Origin of the sequence: Sphingosinicella sp. (assembly GCF_041916975.1) — a bacterium.
In the GTDB taxonomy this organism is placed as follows: Bacteria; Pseudomonadota; Alphaproteobacteria; order Sphingomonadales; family Sphingomonadaceae; genus Sphingosinicella.
Map to the genome: position 1 here is coordinate 636456 of NZ_JAYRYK010000001.1, position 21178 is coordinate 657633.

At 64.7% G+C, this 21178-nt stretch carries 18 protein-coding genes and 1 pseudogene; 13 read left to right on the forward strand and 6 right to left on the reverse strand.

The features are described 5' to 3' along the window. Nucleotides 1–21 precede the first annotated feature (21 nt). The 3 genes from ACE3TJ_RS03000 to ACE3TJ_RS03010 form a co-directional block, all read right to left on the reverse strand. Nucleotides 22–1359 carry an amino acid permease gene (locus ACE3TJ_RS03000; RefSeq protein WP_374593705.1) on the reverse strand — a complete coding sequence of 446 codons (1338 nt, stop codon included), beginning with the start codon at nt 1357–1359 and terminating at the stop codon, nt 22–24. A 22-nt stretch (nt 1360–1381) separates the two neighbouring features. Continuing rightward, complete coding sequence (locus ACE3TJ_RS03005) at nt 1382–3727, reverse strand: TonB-dependent receptor (RefSeq protein WP_374599287.1); 2346 nt, start codon at nt 3725–3727, stop codon at nt 1382–1384. 186 nt (nt 3728–3913) lie between these two features. Beyond that, nucleotides 3914–5686, reverse strand: coding sequence for a sulfotransferase (locus ACE3TJ_RS03010; protein ID WP_374599289.1), 1773 nt, complete (start codon nt 5684–5686; stop codon nt 3914–3916). 157 nt (nt 5687–5843) lie between these two features. Here ACE3TJ_RS03010 and ACE3TJ_RS03015 point away from each other — a divergent pair, with 157 nt between their 5' ends. The 7 genes and pseudogenes from ACE3TJ_RS03015 to ACE3TJ_RS03045 all read left to right on the forward strand — a co-directional run bounded on the left by ACE3TJ_RS03015 (nt 5844) and on the right by ACE3TJ_RS03045 (nt 12687). Next, a complete protein-coding gene (locus tag ACE3TJ_RS03015; protein WP_374593707.1) occupies nt 5844–7193 on the forward strand; it encodes a glutamine synthetase family protein in 1350 nt (449 codons plus the stop codon). A gap of 80 nt (nt 7194–7273) precedes the next feature. Next, nucleotides 7274–8323 (forward strand): annotated as a pseudogene (locus ACE3TJ_RS03020) (NAD(P)/FAD-dependent oxidoreductase); the annotation flags it as partial. Between the two features lie 143 nt (nt 8324–8466). Beyond that, complete coding sequence (locus ACE3TJ_RS03025; protein WP_374593709.1) at nt 8467–9813, forward strand: aspartate aminotransferase family protein; 1347 nt, start codon at nt 8467–8469, stop codon at nt 9811–9813. A gap of 4 nt (nt 9814–9817) precedes the next feature. Continuing rightward, on the forward strand, nt 9818–11209 hold the full coding sequence (locus ACE3TJ_RS03030) for a glutamine synthetase family protein (RefSeq protein WP_374593711.1): 1392 nt from the start codon (nt 9818–9820) through the stop codon (nt 11207–11209). A gap of 177 nt (nt 11210–11386) precedes the next feature. Next, complete coding sequence (locus ACE3TJ_RS03035) at nt 11387–11593, forward strand: cold-shock protein (RefSeq protein WP_374593713.1); 207 nt, start codon at nt 11387–11389, stop codon at nt 11591–11593. 76 nt (nt 11594–11669) lie between these two features. Next, nucleotides 11670–12002, forward strand: coding sequence for a DUF6481 family protein (locus ACE3TJ_RS03040; RefSeq protein ID WP_374593715.1), 333 nt, complete (start codon nt 11670–11672; stop codon nt 12000–12002). A 10-nt stretch (nt 12003–12012) separates the two neighbouring features. Then, entirely contained in the window at nt 12013–12687 is a 675-nt protein-coding gene (locus ACE3TJ_RS03045; RefSeq protein ID WP_374593717.1) for a spermidine synthase, read from the forward strand. A 21-nt stretch (nt 12688–12708) separates the two neighbouring features. On the opposite strand, the gene ACE3TJ_RS03050 is transcribed toward ACE3TJ_RS03045, so the two are convergent. Genes ACE3TJ_RS03050 through ACE3TJ_RS03060 form a run of 3 tightly spaced genes read right to left on the reverse strand, consistent with a single transcriptional unit; the run spans nt 12709 to nt 14335 of the window. Beyond that, on the reverse strand, nt 12709–13131 hold the full coding sequence (locus ACE3TJ_RS03050) for a type II toxin-antitoxin system VapC family toxin (protein WP_374593719.1): 423 nt from the start codon (nt 13129–13131) through the stop codon (nt 12709–12711). Then, nucleotides 13131–13373 (reverse strand): type II toxin-antitoxin system Phd/YefM family antitoxin, encoded by a 243-nt coding sequence (locus ACE3TJ_RS03055; RefSeq protein WP_374593721.1) that lies wholly within the window; start codon nt 13371–13373, stop codon nt 13131–13133. The genes ACE3TJ_RS03050 and ACE3TJ_RS03055 overlap by 1 nt, the downstream gene beginning before the upstream one ends. Nucleotides 13374–13429: 56 nt before the next feature. Continuing rightward, entirely contained in the window at nt 13430–14335 is a 906-nt protein-coding gene (locus ACE3TJ_RS03060) for a LysR substrate-binding domain-containing protein (protein WP_374593723.1), read from the reverse strand. 186 nt (nt 14336–14521) lie between these two features. Here ACE3TJ_RS03060 and ACE3TJ_RS03065 point away from each other — a divergent pair, with 186 nt between their 5' ends. The 6 genes from ACE3TJ_RS03065 (at nt 14522) to ACE3TJ_RS03090 (ending at nt 21178) form a co-directional block, all read left to right on the forward strand. After that, a complete protein-coding gene (locus tag ACE3TJ_RS03065) occupies nt 14522–15631 on the forward strand; it encodes a PotD/PotF family extracellular solute-binding protein (protein WP_374593725.1) in 1110 nt (369 codons plus the stop codon). 28 nt (nt 15632–15659) lie between these two features. Beyond that, the gene (locus ACE3TJ_RS03070) at nt 15660–16562 is read left to right on the forward strand and encodes an ABC transporter permease (RefSeq protein ID WP_374593727.1); all 903 of its coding nucleotides are present in this window, start codon (nt 15660–15662) and stop codon (nt 16560–16562) included. After that, nucleotides 16559–17407 (forward strand): ABC transporter permease, encoded by an 849-nt coding sequence (locus ACE3TJ_RS03075; RefSeq protein WP_374593729.1) that lies wholly within the window; start codon nt 16559–16561, stop codon nt 17405–17407. The genes ACE3TJ_RS03070 and ACE3TJ_RS03075 overlap by 4 nt, the downstream gene beginning before the upstream one ends. 5 nt (nt 17408–17412) lie before the next feature. Further along, nucleotides 17413–18537 (forward strand): ABC transporter ATP-binding protein, encoded by a 1125-nt coding sequence (locus ACE3TJ_RS03080; protein WP_374593731.1) that lies wholly within the window; start codon nt 17413–17415, stop codon nt 18535–18537. Between the two features lie 65 nt (nt 18538–18602). Next, nucleotides 18603–19631: an MBL fold metallo-hydrolase gene (locus ACE3TJ_RS03085; RefSeq protein ID WP_374593733.1), complete on the forward strand. Its 1029-nt coding sequence runs from the start codon at nt 18603–18605 to the stop codon at nt 19629–19631. Between the two features lie 116 nt (nt 19632–19747). Then, a complete protein-coding gene (locus ACE3TJ_RS03090) occupies nt 19748–21178 on the forward strand; it encodes a gamma-aminobutyraldehyde dehydrogenase (protein ID WP_374593735.1) in 1431 nt (476 codons plus the stop codon).

The window sequence follows — 21178 nt, forward strand, 5'->3', positions numbered from 1 at the left end:
CGAGGCCCCTATATCGGCGCGTTAACCATTTGTCGCGTCCCGTTGTACACTCTGCGCTGCTTTTTGACGGCGCACGAGCAGATAGACCGGAAGCCCGGCGATCAGCAGCACGAGCGCCCAGCCGTTCGCCTCGGCCCCCGCGCCCTGAAACGCCCATATCGCATAGATAAGCCCGAGCGGCGTCAGAACGGCGAGCAGCGGCGTGGTCGTCAGCCGCCGCTTCAGCATCAGCCGGACCGCCGCGGCGGCCCCCGCGAAGTAGAGCACGAGCGTCGCGGAGGTGGAGAGCAGCGCCATGAACGTGAACAGCCCCGCCATGCTGCGCGTATAGTTCGAAAGCACGAGCACCGTGATCAGCGCGCCGCCGATCAGGATGCCGCGAACCGGCGTCCCGCGTGCGTTCACGTCGCGGAATAGGTGCGGGAAATCGCCCTTCCGCGCCATGGCGAGCGGATATTCGCCCAAAACAAGAATCCAGCCGTTGATCGCGCCGATCGCACTCACGGCGGCGAACAGTGCCACGGCAAGCCCGGCGCCTGTCCCCCAGTAGCCGGCGATCACGTCCGCAAGCGGCGCGTTCGAATTCGCAACCGCATCCGCGGGCATCAGCATGATCACCGCCGTGCAGACCGCGAAGTAGATGAGACCCACGATCAATGTGCCCGCCATGGTGGCGCGCGGGATCGTGGTCTGCGGCCGGTCGACCTTATCCTGCGGCACGCAGGCGGATTCGAAGCCGAGCATCGCCCACAGCGTCAGCGCGGCGGTCGCGTTGATCGCGGTCATCGAGATCGTCTCGGGCACATAGGGCGTTGCCGGCTCTGCGCCGCCCAGAAAAACCACGGCCGCGATCCCCACGATGAGTGCGAGCGGCAGCAGCTTGAGCCCGAGCGTCAGGAGCTGAAAGCGCCCCGCCGCGCCCGCGCCGTAAGTGTTGAGAAGGATGAGCGCCCAGAGCAGCGACACCGCAAGCACGGCGGGAGCGCCGGTCGTTGCCGCGATCTGCGGCGCGAATGCGGTGAGATAGCTGACCCCGCCGACCGCAAGCGCAGATACACCAACCAGATTCGAAACGATGTAGGACCAGCTGACGAGAAACGCGGGCAGATGCCCGAACGCCGCTTCCACGAAACCGTGCGGCCCGCCCGCGTGCGGCATCTCGCGCGCCATCGTCGCGAACACGTAGGCGAGGCAAAGCGCCCCTCCGATGGTCAGCACCCAGCCGAACACAGCGTTCCAGCCGAAGGGCGCGAGGCTGGCGGGAAGCATGAAGACGCCCGAGCCGATCATGTTGCCCATGACCAGCGCGAGCGCCATCCAGAAACCGAGCGGCCGGAGGGCGGGGGCCTTGTGGTTCACGCCTGGCCCCCGCCGCGCGGTATCAGAACTTGGTGCCGACCTTGAGACCGATGGTCCGCGGCGTCGTCACCACCGTGTAGAACTTGCCGCCGATATCCGTTACGCCGTCCGGATCGCCGCAAACGCTCTCGCCGCACTGGATCGTACGCGTCACCTGCCCGCGCGAGTCGAACAGGTTGCGGGCGTAAAGTTCAACTGTCCACGATCCGTTGGTCACGCCCGCGCTGACGTCCACCGTCGTGTAGGAAGGGAGCGAACCGACGATGCTGCGCTCGTAAAGGCGAAGATCGCTGGTGCGCTTGCCTTCGTAGACGAGACCGCCCTGCAGATGCGCCGTGAGATCTGCCACCGGGAATTCGTAGCGCGCAAAGGCGTTGCCCTTGAACTTCGCCGAGACAGGAAGACGCGTGCCGGAAGGCGCCAGCAATGCGTTCTCCTCTTCGTCCGGCCCCTCCAGCGTACAATCGAACTGCGGGTTGGCGATGAGACAGAAATCCGTCGTGCTCTGCGCATCGTTGTAGCTGAAGCCCGCGTTGAAGGTCAGGCCTTCAGAGGCGCGGATGAAGATATCGCTTTCGATACCCCAGATGCGCGCGTCGCCGGCGTTACGGACCTCGGTAAGGCCGTTTGCGCCAAGGAACGAGAGCTGGATGTTGGACCATTTCTCGTAATAGACGGCGCCGTTCCACCGGAACGCACCGCCTGCCCACGTCGTCTTCCAGCCAAGCTCGTAATTGTCGAGCTCATCCGCCCCGTATGGCGGCAGCGTACCGCGCCGGTTGACGCCACCCGGCCGGAAACCGCGCGACCATGTCGCGTAGACCAGCGCATCGTCCGTCAGCTTGTAGGTCGCGTTCAGCTTGTGGATGAAATCCGTGTCCGACGTCGTCTTGTCGAGGTTGGTGCAGGGGCTGCCCTTGATCGTCGGCGGAAGAAGTTCGCCTTCGCTGTCCGTGAAACACGCCGCGACACCCGTCCGGCTGCTGAAGCCATCGCTGTATCCGAAGAACCCCTCGAGCGAGTTCTTGTATTTGTAGACGCGGATACCGCCGCTCAGCGTCAGCTTCTCCGTCAGGTCGTAGGAAACTTCGCCGAACGCCGCGTAGTCGCGGTCGATGCGCAGCTGCTTGGTCAGCCAGATATTGCTGTCCGTACCCGGCACGGTGATCGAATCGGCGATGTCATCGACGATATAGTTCTGCTCGATGTTGTGCGACTGGCGCTGATAGAACACGCCGCCGATGAAGCGCAGCGGCTTGTCGGCCGGTGAAGCGATGCGCAGTTCGTGGCTCTGCTTCGTGAAGCGATCGATGCCGATGATGTACTGGTTCGGGTTCACCAGATTATCGTCGTTGTCGTAGAACGAACCGCCGGCCTCGTAGAGTGCATCGTAGAAATACGCATAGTCGACATAGTCGGACTCGCTGTTGATCTTGCGCTTCATGTAAGCGCCGGCATAGGTCAGATCCCAGCTGCCGATCTTGCCTTCGATGGTGAGCGCGGCCTGGAACCAGCGATCATTATAACGCTCGGGATTGAACTGCTGCACCTGCAGCTCGCCGAGCCCGGCCTCCTGAGCGAACGAGCCGAAACTTTTCTGCTTCTGTCCCATCAGCGTCGGCAGAACGGTCCAGTTCTCGTTGAGATCGATCTCGAGCGCAATGCGCCCGCCGTAGGTCTCGACGTCGTTGTAATCGTCCTCGACATACGGCGCGTTATTGAAGGTGATTTCCGAAGTCGGGAAGGTCAGCGAGCCCGGGATGTTGTCGATGTATCCGCCGTCCTTGTCGTACCAACCGACGACACGCACCGCCGCATTGTCCGAAAGCGGCGCGTTGATGAAGCCTTCGAGGACATAGCCTTCCTCGCCGTGCGCGATCGTGTTCACCTCGGCATCGACCGCGCCGTAGAAGCCGCTCGTGTCCGGGCGGTTGGTGACGATCTTCACCGTGCCGGCCTGGCTCGATGCACCGTAGAGCGTGCCCTGCGGACCCGCGAGCGCCTCAACGCGCGCGATGTCGTACACGTGGATGTCGAGGTTGCCCTGAATGGTCGTGATCGGCTGCTCGTCGAGATACATGCCGACCGACGGCAGCGAGGTCGAATGGTTCGCGTTCTCGCCCGAGGCGACGCCGCGGAAATAGACGTTCGCAGAACCCGGCCCAAGCGACTGGTAGGAAAGACTCGGCAGGTAGCGCGCGTAGTCGTCGAAATCCTGCACCTGAAGCTGCTGGAGCTTCTGCGTTCCGAGCGCGACGACCGCGATCGGCACGTCCTGCAAATTCTCCTCGCGCTTCTGCGCCGTGATGATGATGGTGTCGCCGATGACTTCTTGCGCTTCCTGTGCAAGCGCCGGTGCCGTCAGCATCGTGGAACCAAGCAGCACGCCACTGGCGACTGCAGCCCTGATCGTCACATGATTTCGCAGGTGCACCCTTTTCCCCCTCTCAGCTTTTGCTGTCCCGGGCGGAATGGTGAACGTGCGTGGAACAGCGGTCAATTCGGGTCCCGCGGCTTTGTTATACAGATGTCATATTGCTGGTCGGGCGTCACATTATTGCAACAGCGAAGCGACCGGCGGCACCCCCGGATACGCCGTGAGCGCGGGTCCCAGACTCGCCTTCAGGGGCTCCAGCCACGGCGCGAACGCCTGCCATTGCTCCATGCCTTCGCGGTTGATCGGGCGCCGCACCTGTTCGGAACTTGCCGTGCGCACTGCACGCTCGTTTTCGAAGAAACGCAGGCACGCGGGGTCGAACGGCACGCCGACATAATCCAGCAGCCGCCGCACCTCGCCTTCCGTATCCTCGATCATGTCTTCGTAGAAAACACGGTGCACGCGCCCCGGAAGCGCGTCGTCGATCACCGCCATCATCGCCACATAATCGCGATAGTAACGGCCAAGGTCGGAAAGGTCGTAGCTGAAGCCCTGCCCCCGCGCGAAATGCTGCTTGAAGTTCGAAAAGCAGCAGCCGAGCGGATGCCGGCGGGCATCGATGATCTTCGCGTTCGGGAGGATCAGGTGAATGAAGCCGGCGTGCGCCCAGTTGTTCGGCATCTTGTCGATGAACAGCGGCCTGTCGGTCTTGCGGTGGATGCGCGTGCGCTCCAGATATTCGGCGCCGAGTTCGGCGAATGCCTCGGCGGACAGGTCCCCAAGGCACGCCGGATAGGCGGTCTCCTCGTCGCGCATCTTGCGGCCGCCGAGCCGCCGCGCCATCGCTGCGATGTCGGGCAGTTCCTGTGTCCCCTCGATCATCGGGTGCGACGAGAGAATCTGCTCGATCAGCGTCGATCCCGCGCGCGGCATTCCAAGGACGAAGATCGGATCGGGCGCAGGATTGCCCTGCCCTGCGCGCGCAGCGAAGAATCCAGCATCCATCATCGCCGCCGCACTGCGAACGAGGCTGCTGATTTCGCCCGCATCATAATCGAGCATCGCCTTCCGCAGCGCGTTGCCCTTTAGGTAGTGACCGAAAGAGCCCGCGTGATCCTTCGCATCCTCCAGCGCCTTGCCGAGCGCGAAATGCAGGTGAAAGCGGTCATCCTCGCTGATGCCGCCGCCGTCCAGCGCACCCTGCATCGCCGCGATATCGGCGTCCGTGAAATGCACGGTCTTCAGGTTGGCAAGGCTCCACCACACCTCGCCGAGCCCCGGCGCGCGCGCGATCGCCTTGCGGTAGGCGGCGATCGAATCCGCCTGCCTGCCCACGGTTTTCAGCACATGGCCATAGCTCATCCACACGCGCGGCTGCGCCGGGTGGGCGGCAAGCACGGATTCGTAAAGCGCGATCGCCTCCTCATAGCCGCCGATCCGCCCCAGCGCCGCGGCTTTGAGGTTGCGGTGCGCGGCATTGTCAGGGTCGCCCGCCAGCAGCCGGTCGAGCTCAGCAACGGCATCGGTGGGATTGTTCTGCCGGTAGAGCACGGTGGCGAGGTTGGCGCGCGCCGCCACGAACGCGGGCGCAAGTTCAAGCGCGCGGCGCAGCAGCTTTTCAGCGTCCCCGTAGCGCCCGAGCCGCCCGGCGATCTCCGCCATCATGCGGATCGCCGCGACGTCCATGGGCTTTTCCTTCAGCCGCGCGCGCAGGACGCGTTCGGCGATCGGGATATTGTTGTCGAGGAGCGCGGCGGCCGCCTCGACAAGCACCGGGTCGCGCGTCGAAGCCTGAATCGCGCCGAGTTCGGCTTCCTCGGCGGCCGTGTCCTCACCCATGCCGCGCAGCGCGGCACCGAGCGCGCGGAGTGCGTCGGCATTGCCGGGATGCGTTTTCAGGAAGGTGCGGGCGCGTTCGGCACGCTCGGCCGGATTCGGTGCGGTCGACATGCGCGCGAACGTGCTGAGCCGCGCGTTTCCGGTCAAGCCGCCAGTCACCGGCGCATCGCCCCATCGGAAAAATCGATACCCCCTGCTCCAGTAAATCCCACTGGCCAAGTGCTTGCCGCACGCGCAGTATGCTGGCCGGACGGGGGTTTATCCGATCATGTCAGCCGAAATTACCAACTGGATCAACGAACGCGGTATCAGCGAGGTCGAGTGCATCGTCCCCGACATGAACGGCATTCAGCGCGGCAAGGTTCTGCCCGCGGGCAAGTTCCTGAAGTCGCTTACGGACCAGACGCTCCGCATTCCGGGCAGCGTCTACACGGTCACCGTCACGGGTGAATACCCGGACGATATCAATTCCATCATCCCGGACTACGATCCCGACATGGTGATGGTGCCGGACCCGACGACGATCCGCGAGGCGCCGGGCTTCAAGACGCCGACGGCCTATGTGATCGCCGACGCCTTCACGCGCGAGGGCAAGCCCCTCGCCATCGCGCCGCGCATGATCCTGAAGAAGGTTCTGCACCTTTATGAGCGGCGCGGCTGGAAGCCGGTGATCGCGCCGGAGCTGGAATTCTACCTCGTCTCGAAGAACCTCGATTCCGACTTCCCGCTCACGCCCCCTGCGGGCCGCTCGGGCCGCTCGGAAACCGCGAGCCAGCCCTACGGCCTCGAAGCCCTCGGTGAGTTCGAGGACATCATCGAGCACATCTACGACTTCTGCGAGAAGGCCGAGCTCAACATCGATACGATGATCCACGAGTCCGGCGCCGCGCAGCTCGAGATCAACTTTGTCCACGGCGATCCGCTTGCGCTCGCCGATCAGGTGCTGCTCTTCAAGCGCATCGTCCGGCACGTCGCGCTGGAGCACGGCGTTTACGCCACCTTCCTCGCCAAGCCGATGTCGGACCAGCCCGGCAGCTCGATGCACATCCACCAGTCGCTGCTCGATAGCGATACGGGCCGCAACCTGTTCACCACGCCGCAGGGCCGCGACAGCGCGCTCTTCCGCAGCTACATCGCCGGCCTCGTCCGCCTGCTGCCGCAGATCACGCCGATGTTCGCACCGAACGTCAACTCGTTCCGCCGGATGCGGCCGGATAGCGACGCGCCGATCAACGTGCAGTGGGGCAGCGACAACCGCTCCTGCGGCCTGCGCATCCCGGTTTCGGACGCGAAGAACCGCCGCATCGAAAACCGCCTGCCCGGCGCGGATTCGAATCCCTATCTCGCGATCGCGGCATCGCTCATCTGCGGCTACGTCGGCATGACGGAGCGGATGCAGCCGCCCAAGAGCCTGCAGGGCAGCGCCTACAACCGCGCGCGTACTTTGCCGCGAACGCTCGAAAGCGCGCTCGATCGCTTCAGCCACTGCAAGGCCGTCCGCAATCACCTCGGCGAGGATTTCTTCGACGTGTTCTACGCGATCAAGGAATCCGAGCTGTTCGCGTATCAGTCGGTGATCAGTTCCTGGGAGCGCGAACACCTCCTCCTGAGGGTCTGATCTTGGCCCAGCCGCACGCGCCGTCGTACTACGCCGCGACCGCAAACGCCTTCCCGGCCCAGCCGCAGCTTGCCGGCAGCATGGCCGCAGACGTCTGCGTCGTCGGCGGCGGCTACACCGGCCTCTCCGCCGCGCTCTCCGCTGCCGAAGCCGGCTACGCCGTCACCCTCGTCGAGGCGCACCGTATCGGTTGGGGCGCTTCGGGTCGGAACGGCGGCCAGATGATCCCCGGCCTGCGCTGGTCCGCGACCGATCTCGTGGAGCGCTTCGGCCAGGAAACCGCCCAGCGACTTTTCAGCGTGGGCAACACGGCGCGCGCGCGCGTTCACGATCGCATCGCCCGGCACGGCATCGCCTGCGATCTCCGCCACGGCCACTTCACCGCCGCCTGCAAACCCGCTGACCTCGCCGCCATGGAGCGCGAGCTCGAATGCCTCGACTATGTGATGGGCTACGACGCCGCGCAGCTCGTGCGTCCCGAGCAGGCCGCCGGAATCGTCTCGGCGAAGGGCTATCACGGCGGCATTTACGATTCGGCGGGCGGCCACCTGCATCCGCTGAACTATGCGCTCGGCCTTGCCGAAGCCGCGCGCGCGGCCGGCGTGAAGCTCCATGAAGGCTCACCCGTCACCCATGTCACAGGCGGTGATCGCCCCAGCGTCACGACCGCGCATGGCAACGTGTCCGCGCGCTACGTCGTGCTCGCCTGCGATGCCTTCATGGGCGAGGTGGACGCCGATCTCGGCCGCTACACGATGCCGGTCGCGAACTACAATATCGCGACGGAACCGCTCGGCGAGGACCGCGCCCGTGCGCTCATCCCGTCAGGCGCAGCGATCTCCGAAAGCCGCTTCGTCCTCAACTATTATCGCCTCTCCGCCGACAACCGCCTGATCTTCGGCGGCGGCGAGAAATACACGCCGCGCCCGCCGCGCGATGTCGCCGGGTTCGTGCGCCCCTACATGGAAGCCGCGTTCCCAAGCGTCAAAGGCATCGGCATCGACTATGCGTGGGGCGGTCTCGTCGGCGTCACCATGAACCGGCTCCCGCATTTCGGCCGCAAGGGCAATATCTTCTACGCGCACGGCTATTCGGGCCACGGCGTGCTGCTCACCACCCTCGCGGGCGAACTCATCACCGAGGCGATGCGCGGCACCGCCGAGCGTTTCGACCTGTTCGCATCGCTTCCCGTGAAGCCCTTCCCGGGCGGGCCGCTGCTGCGCCACCCGCTCTATGTCGCCGGAATGCTCTGGTATGCGCTGAGGGACCGGCTGTGATCGCGCCCGCCGCCATCGCCCGCATGATCGCGGACGAGACCGCGCGTTTCACCGCCGCGAACCCGCGCTCCGCCGCGCTCGCGAAGGATGCCGCGCGGCACTGGCATCGCGGTGTGCCGTTCCACTGGATGCTCGATTGGGGCACGCCCTTCCCGCTCTTCGCCGCGCGGGCGGAGGGTTCGCGCCTGTGGGACGCCGATGGCCACGTCTACGACGATTTCTGCCTTGGCGACACCGGCTCGATGTTCGGCCACTCCCCAGTACCCGTGTCCCGTGCAATCGCACGGCAGGGCGCGCAGGGCCTCACCTTCATGCTGCCGACAGAAGACGCTGTCGCGGTCGGCGACCTGCTCGCAGAGCGCTTCGGCCTCCCGTTCTGGCAGATCACGTCCACCGCGAGCGAAGCGAATCGCGCCGTCATCCGCTGGTGCCGGGGCATCACGGGGCGCGACAAGATCATCGTTTTCAACGGCTGCTACCATGGCGCGGTCGACGATGTGTTCGTCGATCTCAGAGACGGCGTGCCCGAACTTCGCCGCAGCCTCGTCGGGCAGGTTTACGACATGCGCGAACACACGCGCGTTATCGAGTTCAACGATCTCGCCGCGCTCGAAGCCGCGCTGGCGCCGGGCGATGTCGCGTGCGTGCTTACCGAACCCGCGCTCACCAACGTCGGCATGATGCTGCCTGATCCCGGCTACCTCGAAGCGCTCCGGGACCTCACCCGCCGCCACGGCACGCTGCTGGTCTTCGACGAGACGCACACGATCTCCACCGGCCCCGGCGGCTGGACAGGCACACACGGCCCCCTGCCCGACCTGTTCGTCCTCGGCAAACCCGTTGCCGGCGGCGTGCCCTGCGCAGTCTACGGCTTTTCCGCCGACGTCGCCGAACGCATGGAGCACGTGCGCGCCGCGAACGAAAGCGGGCACTCCGGCATCGGCACCACGCTCAGCGCCAATGCGCTCGCGCTCGCAGCGATGCGCGCCGCGCTTGCCGAGGTGATGACGCCCGAAGCTTACGCGCACATGCTGCCACTCGCGGACCGCCTCGCCGAAACGCTGCGTACCACCATCGCCGCGCACGACCTCGACTGGCACGTCACGCATGTCGGCGCGCGCGGCGAGTTCATCTGCACCGGCACGCCGCCGCGAAACGGCACAGAGGCGCGCGCCGCCATGCAGGGCGATCTCGAACGCGCGATCCACCTCTATCTCATCAACCGGGGCATCCTCATCGCGCCCTTCCACAACATGACGCTCGTTTGCCCGGCGACGACCGAAGATCAGGTCGCCCGCCTCGGCAATGTCTTGGGCGAATGCCTTTCAAGCCTTATGGAATAAACGCATGACCAAGCCGCCCCTCTCATCGAACAAGATCGCCGACGTTTCGGAAGCTCACGCCTTCTTCGCGGCGAACCCCGATATCGACGCTGTCGACATCATCTTCACCAACATGTGCGGCGTGCCGCGCGGCAAGCGCCTGCGCCGCCACGAGGTGATCGCCGTCTATGAGTCGGGCCGTTTCCTGCCCGGCTCCGCCGTCGTCGTCGACATTACCGGCCGCGACACCGAGGAAACCGGCCTCGTCTGGGAAGACGGCGACGCCGACCGCTATGTGAAGCCCGTCCCCGGCACGCTCGTCCGCGCGCCCTGGCTCGGCGAGAACGCCGGTCAGTTCCTCACCAGCTTCTACGAACTCGACGGCACGCCCAACGACCTCGATCCGCGCCACGTCCTCGGCAGCGTCATCGATCGGCTGGCGGCGGATGGGCTGACGCCCGTCGTCGCGGTCGAGCTCGAATTCTTCCTGCTCGACATTTCCGGCGGCAAGCCCGCCCCCGCAAAGGGCCTGCTCACGCCGCACCGCTCAGGCGACAATCAGGTCTATGGCCTCCGCGAGCTCGAAGACTTCAAGCCGTTCTTCGACGATCTCTATGCCGCGTGCGACGCGCAGAACATTCCGCTCGAATCCGCGATTGCCGAATACGCCCCCGGCCAGTTTGAACTCACGCTGCGCCACAAGCCGGACGCGCTCCGCGCCACCGACGATGCCGTCATGTACAAGCGGCTGGTGAAGGGCGTTGCGGTGAAGCATGGCCTTGAAGCCACGTTCATGGCGAAGCCCTTTGCGCACGAAGCCGGCAACGGGATGCACCTCCACATCTCGATGGCCGACGAAAGCGGCAACAATGCCTTCGCCAGCGAAGACCCCGAAGGCGCGCCGATCCTGCGCCACGCCATCGGCGGCATGAAGGCCGCGCTCGGCGAATCGATGGCGATCTTCGCCCCGAACGCCAACAGCTACCGCCGCTTCAAGGCGAACAGCTACGCCCCCGTCGCGCCGACATGGGGCGTCAACAACCGCACGGTTTCACTGCGTATCCCGGCGGGTTCCCCCGCCTCGCGCCACGTCGAGCACCGTGTCTGCGGCGCGGACGCGAACCCCTACCTCGCCGTCGCCGCCGTGCTCGCCGCGATGCACCACGGCATCACGAACCGCATCGATCCCGGCCCCGCCGTCGTCGGCAACGGCTACGAGGACGAGGCGAGCGCGGGCGTGAAGCTCCCCAACAACTGGTTCGCCGCCAACGACGCCTTCGAAGCCTCGCCGCTGATGAACGACTACCTCGGCGCGCGCTTCGTGAAGAACTACACCATCGTGAAGCGCACGGAGATGGCGCGCTTCTACGGCGAGGTCACCGAGCTCGATTACGACTGGTACTTGCGCAACGCCTGAGGCGGCGCACGTTTTGCGCTTGCCGAGATTTTGGGCTATAGCTTTGTCCGCTGACGTCGCGAGCGACGGATATCGGGCCGAGATTCGGTCTCTTTTGTCCCTGCCTAGCCTTACAGAAGCCGGGAAGCATCGCTGTTGATGTGCTCCCGTCACACATTGGGCCAAAGGATACCCATTATGATCACCGGAACCGTAAAATTCTTCAATGCAGACAAGGGCTATGGCTTCATCGCGCCGGAAACGGGCGGCAATGACGCGTTTGTCCATATCTCAGCGGTCGAGAAGGCCGGTCTTCGCACGCTCGACAAGAACCAGCGCGTTTCCTACGAGCTGGAAACCGATCAGCGCGGCAAGACCTCGGCGGTCAACCTCCAGGTCGCCTGACGCGTATCCGGGCGGGTGTCCCCAGCGGATACCCGCCTGATCGTTTAACCCACAACTGGACAGAGTTTCACCGAATATGACGTCGTTCAAGGTTCCCAGTTTTCAGGATCGCGCCGCCCTCGCCAAGCAGGCGAAGCAAAAAGCCCTCGAAAAGTTGAAGGCCAAGCCTCAGGTCGACGAGGCCACGCTCGCAGTGCGCAAGGCCGCGCGCCTTGCCCGCGAAGCTGCCGAAGCGGAAGAACGCGCCGCCCGCCGTGCCGCGGATGCAGCCGCCAAGGCCGAGCGGGAAGCGCAGAGGCTCGAAGCGGCAACCGCCGTTGCCGCCGAACCGCCCGCCCTCAGCGAGGCCGAGAAGAAGGCCGCGCGCGATGCGCGCTACGCCGCGCGGAAAAAGCGCGTAAAGCGCTGATCGTTCCTTCATGCTCCCCCGCGTTCTGATCGATACCGCGAAGATACCGGGCGGCGGCGAACTTCGTCTCATCCAGCGCGGCACCGAGTTCTCCATCATGCTCGGCGCGAACGAGCTGATGAACAGCCGCCTCAAAGGCTCGGAGGAAGCGCTGGCGGGCTTGTCGTGCGGCAAGATCCAGTCGCGCCCGCAACCGCGGATGCTGATCGGCGGCCTAGGCATGGGCTTCACGCTGCGTGCCGCGCTCGCGAAGCTTCCGGCCGACGCGTCGGTCACCGTCGCCGAACTCGTCCCGTCGGTCGTGGCATGGGCGCGCGGGCCGATGGCGCATATCTTCGACTGCTGTCTCGACGACCCCCGCGCCACGGTGGCCGTGGAGGATGTCGCGGACCTGATCGGCGACGTGCGATCGCATTATGACGCGATCCTTCTCGACGTCGACAACGGCCCGGACGGCCTCACCCACCCGGATAATGACCGGCTCTACGCCCGAAAGGGCCTGATCGCCGCCCGCGAGGCACTCCGCCCCGGCGGCGTCCTCGCCGTCTGGTCCGCCGCGCCGGACCACGCATTCAAGAACCGGCTCATCAAGGCGAACTTCGAGGTGGAAGAAACCGTCGTCCGCACCAACGGAGAGCGTCGCGGCGCCCGCCACATCATCTGGATCGCGAAACGCCCCTCCTGAGCATCGGCCACCCCCGTTCGATCAGCATTGGAGCAATAGGGTCGCAGCACCCAGCTTCGGCCCCGCCTCGGCGAGTTTGTGATCCAGCGTCGCGAGGACAAGCCCGCGCTGCGACGCGACAGCAAGATGCAGGGCGTCCCCGGCGCGCAGGCCAAGCTCGTGCTGATCCACGAAACGTGCGGCGATCTCGAAGTGCCGCGCCTCCACAGGTTCGACCACCAGGCTTTCATCGATAAGCCGATTGAATACGGTCAATGCATCGGCACGGTGTTCAAGACTGAGGCGCCCCGTCCGCATCTGGATGGCAAGTGCGCTCGAAACCTCGGTGCGCACCCATGCACTGATCGAAAGTCCTCCACGGCCCGAAAGCCAGTCGTGAACCTTCGCGCTGTTCGCTTCGGGCGTCAGCGCGGCGATCAACACTGACGTATCAAGATAATGCATCAGTAACGATCGCTGTCCCGCATTGCGCGCACCAGATTGGCAGCGGATTCCGGCTGCGGCGAAAGACGTGCCGTCAGCGCGCGCAACATCGCGATGTCTACGCCCTTCTTTGGGCCATCATAAGGCGTCAAACGCGCTGCCGGCTTCCCGCGGCGCAGGATATCCAGCGTTTCTCCCGCCTCCGCGCGATCGACAAGCTCGCTCAGATGCGCCTTCGCGTCGGCAAGGTTGATTCTGTCCACAAATGCCTCATGACCATTTTTATGACCATATAGCGCAAGACTGCCTCAAACTCAACCTACCGCCGGTGCTCGTGCACCGTTTCCATGAACAGCGTCGCCGCCTCGCTGTGCCGCGTCAGGCGTCTCCAGGCGATGCCGATGTCCACGGTCGGCAGGCTTTCCCGCGTGCGCTTGGCAATGATGCGGTCGCCTTCGAGGCTCCACGGCCGGTAGACGAGATCAGGCAGCAGCGTGATTCCCGCCCCCGTGCCGACGAGACTGCGCACGCCTTCCATCGAGGAGGTGCGATAGGCGACGCGCGGCGGGTGATCGAACTTGGACCAGATGCCGTCGATCAGCCCTTCAAGCTCGTCGAGCGTCAGCGCGATCACCGGCTCGTTTTCAAGGTCGGCAAGGCTGAGGCCATCCACGTCCGACAGCGGATGCGAAGGCGCCACCCACGCGCGGCATTCGGAGCGGAGCAGCACCTCGTGGTCGATCGCGTTGCGCTCCTCGAGGTTGCTCACCATCAGCACGGCAAGGTCGAGTTCGCCGTTGATGAGCAGGTGTTCGATGTAGTCGCGGCGCTCTTCGACGAGTTGCACCTCGATGCGCGGAAACATGCGCCTGAAGCGCGAGAGCAGATCCGAAAGGAAATAGCCCGTGACGACCGGCGTCACGCCGACGCGCACGCTGCCCGCCGTCAGGTCCTGCTCGCGCCCCACCCCGCCCTGCATGTCGGCAATCGCATCGATGATCGATCGGGCATGGCGCAGGAACTGGTGCCCTTCCCGCGTCAGCGTCACGCCCTTGGCATGGCGGTGGAACAGCATGACGCCCGTTTCCGCCTCCAGCGTGCGGATCGCATCTGTCACGGCCGACTGAGAAATACCGACGGAACTCGACCCGCCAGACACCGAGCGCGCCTCCGCGACGGCTATGAAATAGCGGATTTGCCGGAACGTGATGTTCATCTCTGCCATCGGATTTTTCGATACCTCACGGATTGAATAATGCATTTGCGCGTGTGGCGGTAGAGCGTTTTGATAAGCCTCGGGAGACTGAGGGGCTTGCGGCCATGCGCGGCTGCGTTAGCATCCACCAAGCGCCGTCAGAGCGTTGAAGTCCGGGGATGATCGCTGGCGGGCGATGAACGGGAGACAGGGACCATGAACAGCTTCGACAGCATTCGCAAACGCATCGGCCGGCGCTCGCTCCTGCAGGGGCTTGGCGCTGCGGCGATCGGCATCACCTTCACCGGCGCGCTCGCGGGCTGCGAGAAGAAGGAAGCCGGCAAGGCCTCCACCGGCGAGGAGCCCAAGCTCAACTTCTACAACTGGGACACCTACATCGGCGAAACCACGCTCGACGATTTCAAGGACACCTCGGGCATCGAGGTCAACATGAGCCTCTTCGCCACCAACGACGAACTCTTCGCGAAGCTGCGCGCGGGCAACCCCGGCTTCGACGTGATCGTGCCCTCGAACGACTTCGTCGAGCGCATGGTCCAGGCGGACATGCTGGAGCAGCTCGATCATTCGAAGATTCCGAATATCGCCAACATCGGCGCCGAATTCAAAGATGTCGCCTACGATCCGGGCCGCAAGTTCTCGATGCCCTACACGTGGCTCACGCTCGGCATCGGCTACCGCAAATCGAAGGTGGACGGCGTGCCGGACAGCTGGAAGTGGCTGTTCGATTCGGACAAGTACAAGGATCGCATCGCCGTGCTGTCGGAAGCCGGCGACATGTTCCGCCTCGGCGCCAAATATCTCGGCCATTCGGTGAATGGTGTCACGCCTGAACTCGTGAAGCAGATCGAGGCGATGCTCATCAAGCAGAAGCCTTTCATCAAGGCCTTCCACGAGGACAACGGGCAGGATCTGCTGCTCTCGGGCGAGGTCGATCTCGTGCTCGAATACAACGGCGACATTGCGCAGATCATGGCCGAGGACGACGACATCGGCTTCGTGCTCCCGAAGGAGGGCAGCCAGCTCAACTCGGATACGCTCTGCATCCCCAAAGGCGCGCCGCATCCGCTGAACGCACACGCCTTCATTAACTATCTGCTCGATGCGGAAGCCGGCAAGAAGATCGCGGAATACATCCTCTTCCCGACGCCGAACGAGGCCGCGAAGGCGCTGATGCCCGCGGACTACCGCGACAACAAGGTGATCTTCCCGACCGCGGCGGAACTCGCGAAATGCGAGTACGCAGCCTACGACGGCAAGATGCAGCCGATCTTCGAAGAAGCCTTCACCCGCGTGCGCGCGGCCTAGCGAACAGCAGCGCGAGGGGGAGCGCGAGATGCAGGACTGGAAGCTGAACCGGGCGTTGTTCGCGACCATCGCGAGCGCGCCCATCCTCTGGCTGGTCCTGTTCTTCATCGTCCCCCTCGGCCTTGTCTGGCTCTACAGTTTCGGCCGCAATGTCGGCCTCACCGAAATCGATATCAGCGGCACGTTCGCGAATTATGCGCGGGCGCTCGAACCGCTGTATCTCGGCATCTTCGTGAAATCGGTCGGCGTCGCCGCGCTCACCACGATCATCTGCCTCGTCGTCGGTTTCCCGGTCGCGCTCGCGATCGTCTTCGCGACCCCGAAATGGCGGCCTTGGCTGCTGCTCGCGATCATGCTGCCCTTCTGGACGAACCTTTTGATCCGCACCTATGCGCTGATGGCGGTGCTGCGGAAGGAAGGCTACGCGAACCAGACGATCGGCTGGATGTGGGACCAATGGAGCGGGCTGATGACCTTCGCCGGTCTCCAGCCGCTCGGCACCTTCGAGCCGCTGCCGCTCCTCTACAATAATTTCGCGGTCGTGCTCGGCCTCGTTTACGTGCACCTGCCCTTCATGGTGCTGCCGCTCTACGCGGCGCTCGACCGGCTCGACAAATCGCTTATCGAAGCGAGCCTGGACCTTGGCGCAGGGCATGTCCGCACGCTGCTCAGCATCGTCGCGCCGCTTGCCGCACCGGGTATCATCTCGGGCATCATCATCACGTTCGTGCCCGCGCTCGGCGCGTATCTGACGCCGGACCTCCTCGGTGGTACCGACAGCCAGATGATCGCCAACGTCATCGAGCGCCAATTCAAGCGCGCCAACGATTGGCCGTTCGGCGCTGCCCTCTCCTTCCTTCTGATGTACGCAACCTTCATCGCCATCGCGTTCCAGGCCATGAAATCGCGACAGGCGGAGCGCCGCCAATGAGCCTTTTCAAACCTCGCGTCCCGCTTGCACCGCTCGAATACACGAAGCGCCTGTGGATGCGCGCGTGGGTCGGCCTCGTGCTGTTCTTCCTCTACGCGCCGCTCATCACGCTCGTCGCGTTCAGCTTCAACGACAGCAAGCGCAACATCGTGTGGCGCGGCTTCACGCTCAAATATTACGAGAAGGCGCTCGACAACGACTCGCTGATGATCGCGATGGGCAATTCGCTCACCATCGCCTTCATCAGCACGATCGTCAGCGTCGTGATCGGCGCGCTCGCCGCCGTGATGCTCTGGCGCTTCCGTTTCCCGGGCAAGACCGCAACCGAAGGCGCGATGGCGCTGCCGATCGTCGTGCCGGAAATCTGCATGGGCGTCGCGATGCTGGTGTTCTTCGCCAAGATCGGTTTCCCCACGGACCTGCCATGGCCCTTCAGCCTCGGCGCCATCATCATCGCGCACATCACCTTCTGCTTCCCGTTCGTGACGATGGTGGTGCGCTCGCGCCTCACCAGCTTCAACCGCGAGGAAGAAGAAGCCGCGAAGGATCTCGGCGCCACCGAATGGCAGGCGTTCCGCGACGTACTCTTGCCGCACATGAAGCCGGGCCTCGTTGCCGGCGCGCTGCTCGCCTTCACGCTCAGCCTCGACGACTTCGTCATCACCTTCTTCACCAGCGGTCCGAACACCATCACCTTCCCCGTGAAGGTGTATTCGATGGTCCGCTTCTCGGTGACGCCGGAGGTGAATGCCGCCTCGGCGCTGCTCATCGCCCTCACCGTCATTCTCACGACCATAGCCCTGAAGGTGCAAAGCCGGATGGGCGGAACCCCGCAAGGCCACTGATCACCATGGCGACCGCACCCAAACAGCCGATCATCAGCATCCGCAACGTCACCAAGCGCTTCGGCGCGGTGGCGGCGGTGGACAATGTCTCGCTCGATATCATGCCCGGCGAATTCTTCGTGCTGCTCGGCCCGTCTGGCTGCGGCAAGACCACGCTGCTGCGCATGATCGCCGGCTTCGAGGTGCCGACCGAAGGCCAGATCATCATTGATGGGCAGGACATGGCGCACGTGCCGCCGAACAAGCGCCCGGTAAACATGGTGTTCCAGTCCTACGCCGTGTTCCCGCACATGACGGTGACGGAGAATGTCGGTTATGGCCTGCGCATCGCGCGCGTGGCATCGTCGGAGATCAAGTCCCGCGTCGAGGAGGCGCTCGCGCTCGTGAAGCTCGACGGCTTCGGCGGTCGTCGTCCGGACCAGCTTTCGGGCGGCCAGCGCCAGCGCGTCGCGCTCGCCCGCTCGCTCGTCATGCGGCCCAAGGTGCTGCTGCTCGACGAGCCGCTATCGGCGCTCGACGCGAAGCTCCGCGCCGCGATGCAGTTCGAGCTTGCCGATCTTCAGGAACAGGTCGGCATCACCTTCGTCACGGTGACGCACGATCAGGACGAGGCGCTCTCGATGGCCGGCCGCATCGCCGTCATCAACAAGGGCCTCGTCGCGCAACTCTCCACGCCGTCCGACCTCTACGAGTTCCCCGCGAACCGCTTCGTTGCGGACTTTATCGGATCGGTGAACCTGTTCGATGGCAGGCTGACGGTGGACGAGCCCGACAAGGCGATCGTCGACTGCCCGGAGATCGGCCGCATCTATCTGAACCACGGCGTTACCGGCCCTCATGATGCGAACGTCCACGTCGCGCTCCGCCCCGAAAAGATCGCCATGATCCCGGAGGCGAAGGGCAAGCCCACAGCCCCCGAATGCCCGGAAGGCGACAACATCGCGCACGGCCAGATCCGCGGCATGTCCTACCTCGGCGACATCACGATCTACGAGGTGAAGCTCGATTCCGGCCGCGTCATCCGCGTCTCCCGCCCCAATCTCTCGCGCTACGACCAGGAAGATTTCACCTGGGAGGACAAGGTCTGGCTCTCATGGCACGGATCGAGCCCGGTGGTTCTGCAGTCTTAGCGAGCCCGCTCGCACCGCGCCCTCATCCGCTGTAATACGGAAATATCTGAGGGGCGGAGGAAACGGTGATCTTCGAGCAAATCGCGGCCGGCGGCTGCCAGTCCTATCTCGTCGGCTGCGAAACCACGCGGGCGGCGGTGCTGATCGATCCCGAACAGTCCCGCATCGAACATTATCGGATGCTTGTGAACCAGCTCGGCGTGCATATCCGCTACGTCGTGGATACGCACACGCACGCCGATCATTTTTCGGCCAGCCGCGGGCTCGGCAAGGCGCTCCAGGCGCCGGTCGTCATGCACCGGCTGAGCCCCGCACCCTTCGCGGACCTGCGCCTTGACGACGGCGACATGTTGATCGTGGGTGAGCTTCGCCTGAAGGCCATGCACACGCCGGGGCATACGCGCGATTCGCTGTGCCTGGTTGCCGAGGACCGCGTGTTCACCGGAGACACGCTCCTGATCGGCGGCACGGGGCGTACCGATCTGCCGACCGGCGATCCGCACGCGCTCTACGAAAGCCTGTTCGAAAAGCTTCTGAAACTGCCGCCGGAAACGCTGGTTTTTCCGGCGCACGACTACAAGGGCCGCTCGCACTCCACCATCGGCATCGAAATCGCCGACAACCCGCGCCTGCAGAAGGTCGAGCGTACGGCCTTCGTCGATATGATGCAGCACCTCGATCTCGCCGCGCCGACCCACCTCACCGAAGCGCTGCGCACCAACATGAGCGGGGGCAGAACCGTGGCGCAGATGCTCGCCGAAGCCGCGCGCGAGGTCCCCTTCATGTCGCTTGCAGAACTCAACGACCGGATCGGCCGGAACAGCGGCGCGCTCGTCATTCTCGATGTCCGCGAGAAGGATGCCTACGACAAGGGCCACATCGCGGGCGCGGTGCATCTGCCACGCGGTCAGCTTGAACTGAGGACGAACAGCGTCCTTCCCGATCCGACAGTGAAGATCATCACCTGCTGCGAATTCGGCAAGATATCGACGCTCGCGGCCGCGACGCTGCGCGATCTCGGCTACATGCGGGCCACAGCGCTCGACGGCGGAATGAAAGCTTGGTCCGAAGCCGGCTATCCGCTGGAGCAATGAGGGCTTCAGGAGCCCATCGGTAAAACCGATAGGCCTCGCGTCCCATTTCGTATTTCCGATGCCACGTGGCCATCCCTATCGTCCGGACCAGACTTCACGCTCTGGAAAGTGCAGCCATGATCGACCGTACCGGCCAGTTCATCGATGGAAATGCCTTGAGCGGCGACGAGGCGCCCGAGTCGGTGTTCAATCCGGCTACCGGCGCAGTCATCGCCAGTCTGGCTAGCGCCAGCCGGGCGCAGGTGGATGCGGCCATAGCCTCCGCGGAGCGCGGTTTCGCGGTCTGGTCGGCGATGTCGCCCAAGGAACGCTCGCTGCGGATGCTCCGCATCGCCGACCGGATCGAGGCGCTGGCGGACGAATTCGCCGAGCTTGAAATGCGCAACTGCGGCAAGCCGATCGGCACGGCCCGCGCCGTCGATGTCGGCAACACCATCGACGTGTTCCGTTTCTATGCGGGCGCCGCGCGCGCGATCCCCGGTCAGGCCGCCGCTGAATACAAGCCGGGCCACACCTCGATGATCCGCCGCGACCCGATCGGCGTCGTCGTCGGCATCGCGCCGTGGAACTATCCGCTTATGATGGCCTCGTGGAAGATTGCGCCCGCGATTGCCGCAGGCAACACGGTCGTTCTCAAGCCCTCCGAACACACCCCCCTTACCGCGCTCCGTCTCGCCGAAGTGTGCGCCGAGTTCCTGCCTGCGGGCGTCGTAAACGTCGTCACCGGCAACGGGCCGAACGTCGGCGCGCGTCTTGTCGCGCATCCGCGCGTGCGCATGGTGTCCCTCACCGGCGACGTCGCCACGGGCCGCAAGATCATGGAAGCCGTCGCGCCCACCATCAAGCGCACGCATTTCGAGCTCGGCGGCAAGGCGCCCGTGATCGTTCTGGCGGATGCGGACATCGCCGCCGCCGTCGAGGCGATTTCGGAGGGCGGCTACTACAACGCCGGGCAGGATTGCACCGCCGCCTGTCGCGTCTATGCCCATGCGAGCATTCACGATCGCCTCATCGCCGAACTGCAAAGCGCCGTCGAGGCGATCCCGATGGGCGATCCGTCCGCGCCCGGCACCGCGCTCGGCCCGCTCATCACCGCCCGCCAGCGCGATCGCGTGGACGGCTTCGTCGCCCGCGCCGCCGCCGACACGGACGCTGAGGTCGTCACCGGTGGCAGGGCGCCGGACGGCCCCGGCTTCTTCTATGCCCCCACGCTGATCGCGGGCGCGAAGAACAGCGACGAGATCGTACAGAAGGAAGTGTTCGGCCCGGTCGTCTCGGTCACGCGCTTCGATGAAGACAGTCAGGCGCTCGACTGGGCAAACGACAGCGAATACGGCCTCGCTTCTTCGGTGTGGACTCGCGATGTCGGCAAGGCAGCAGCCTTCGCGTCGCGCCTGCAATACGGCGTCACCTGGATCAACACGCACTCGGTGAACGCCACCGAAATGCCGCACGGCGGCGTGAAGGCCTCGGGCTACGGCTCCGATCTTTCCGTCTACAGCCTCGAACACTATCTCGCGACGCGGCATGTCATGATAAAGCACTAG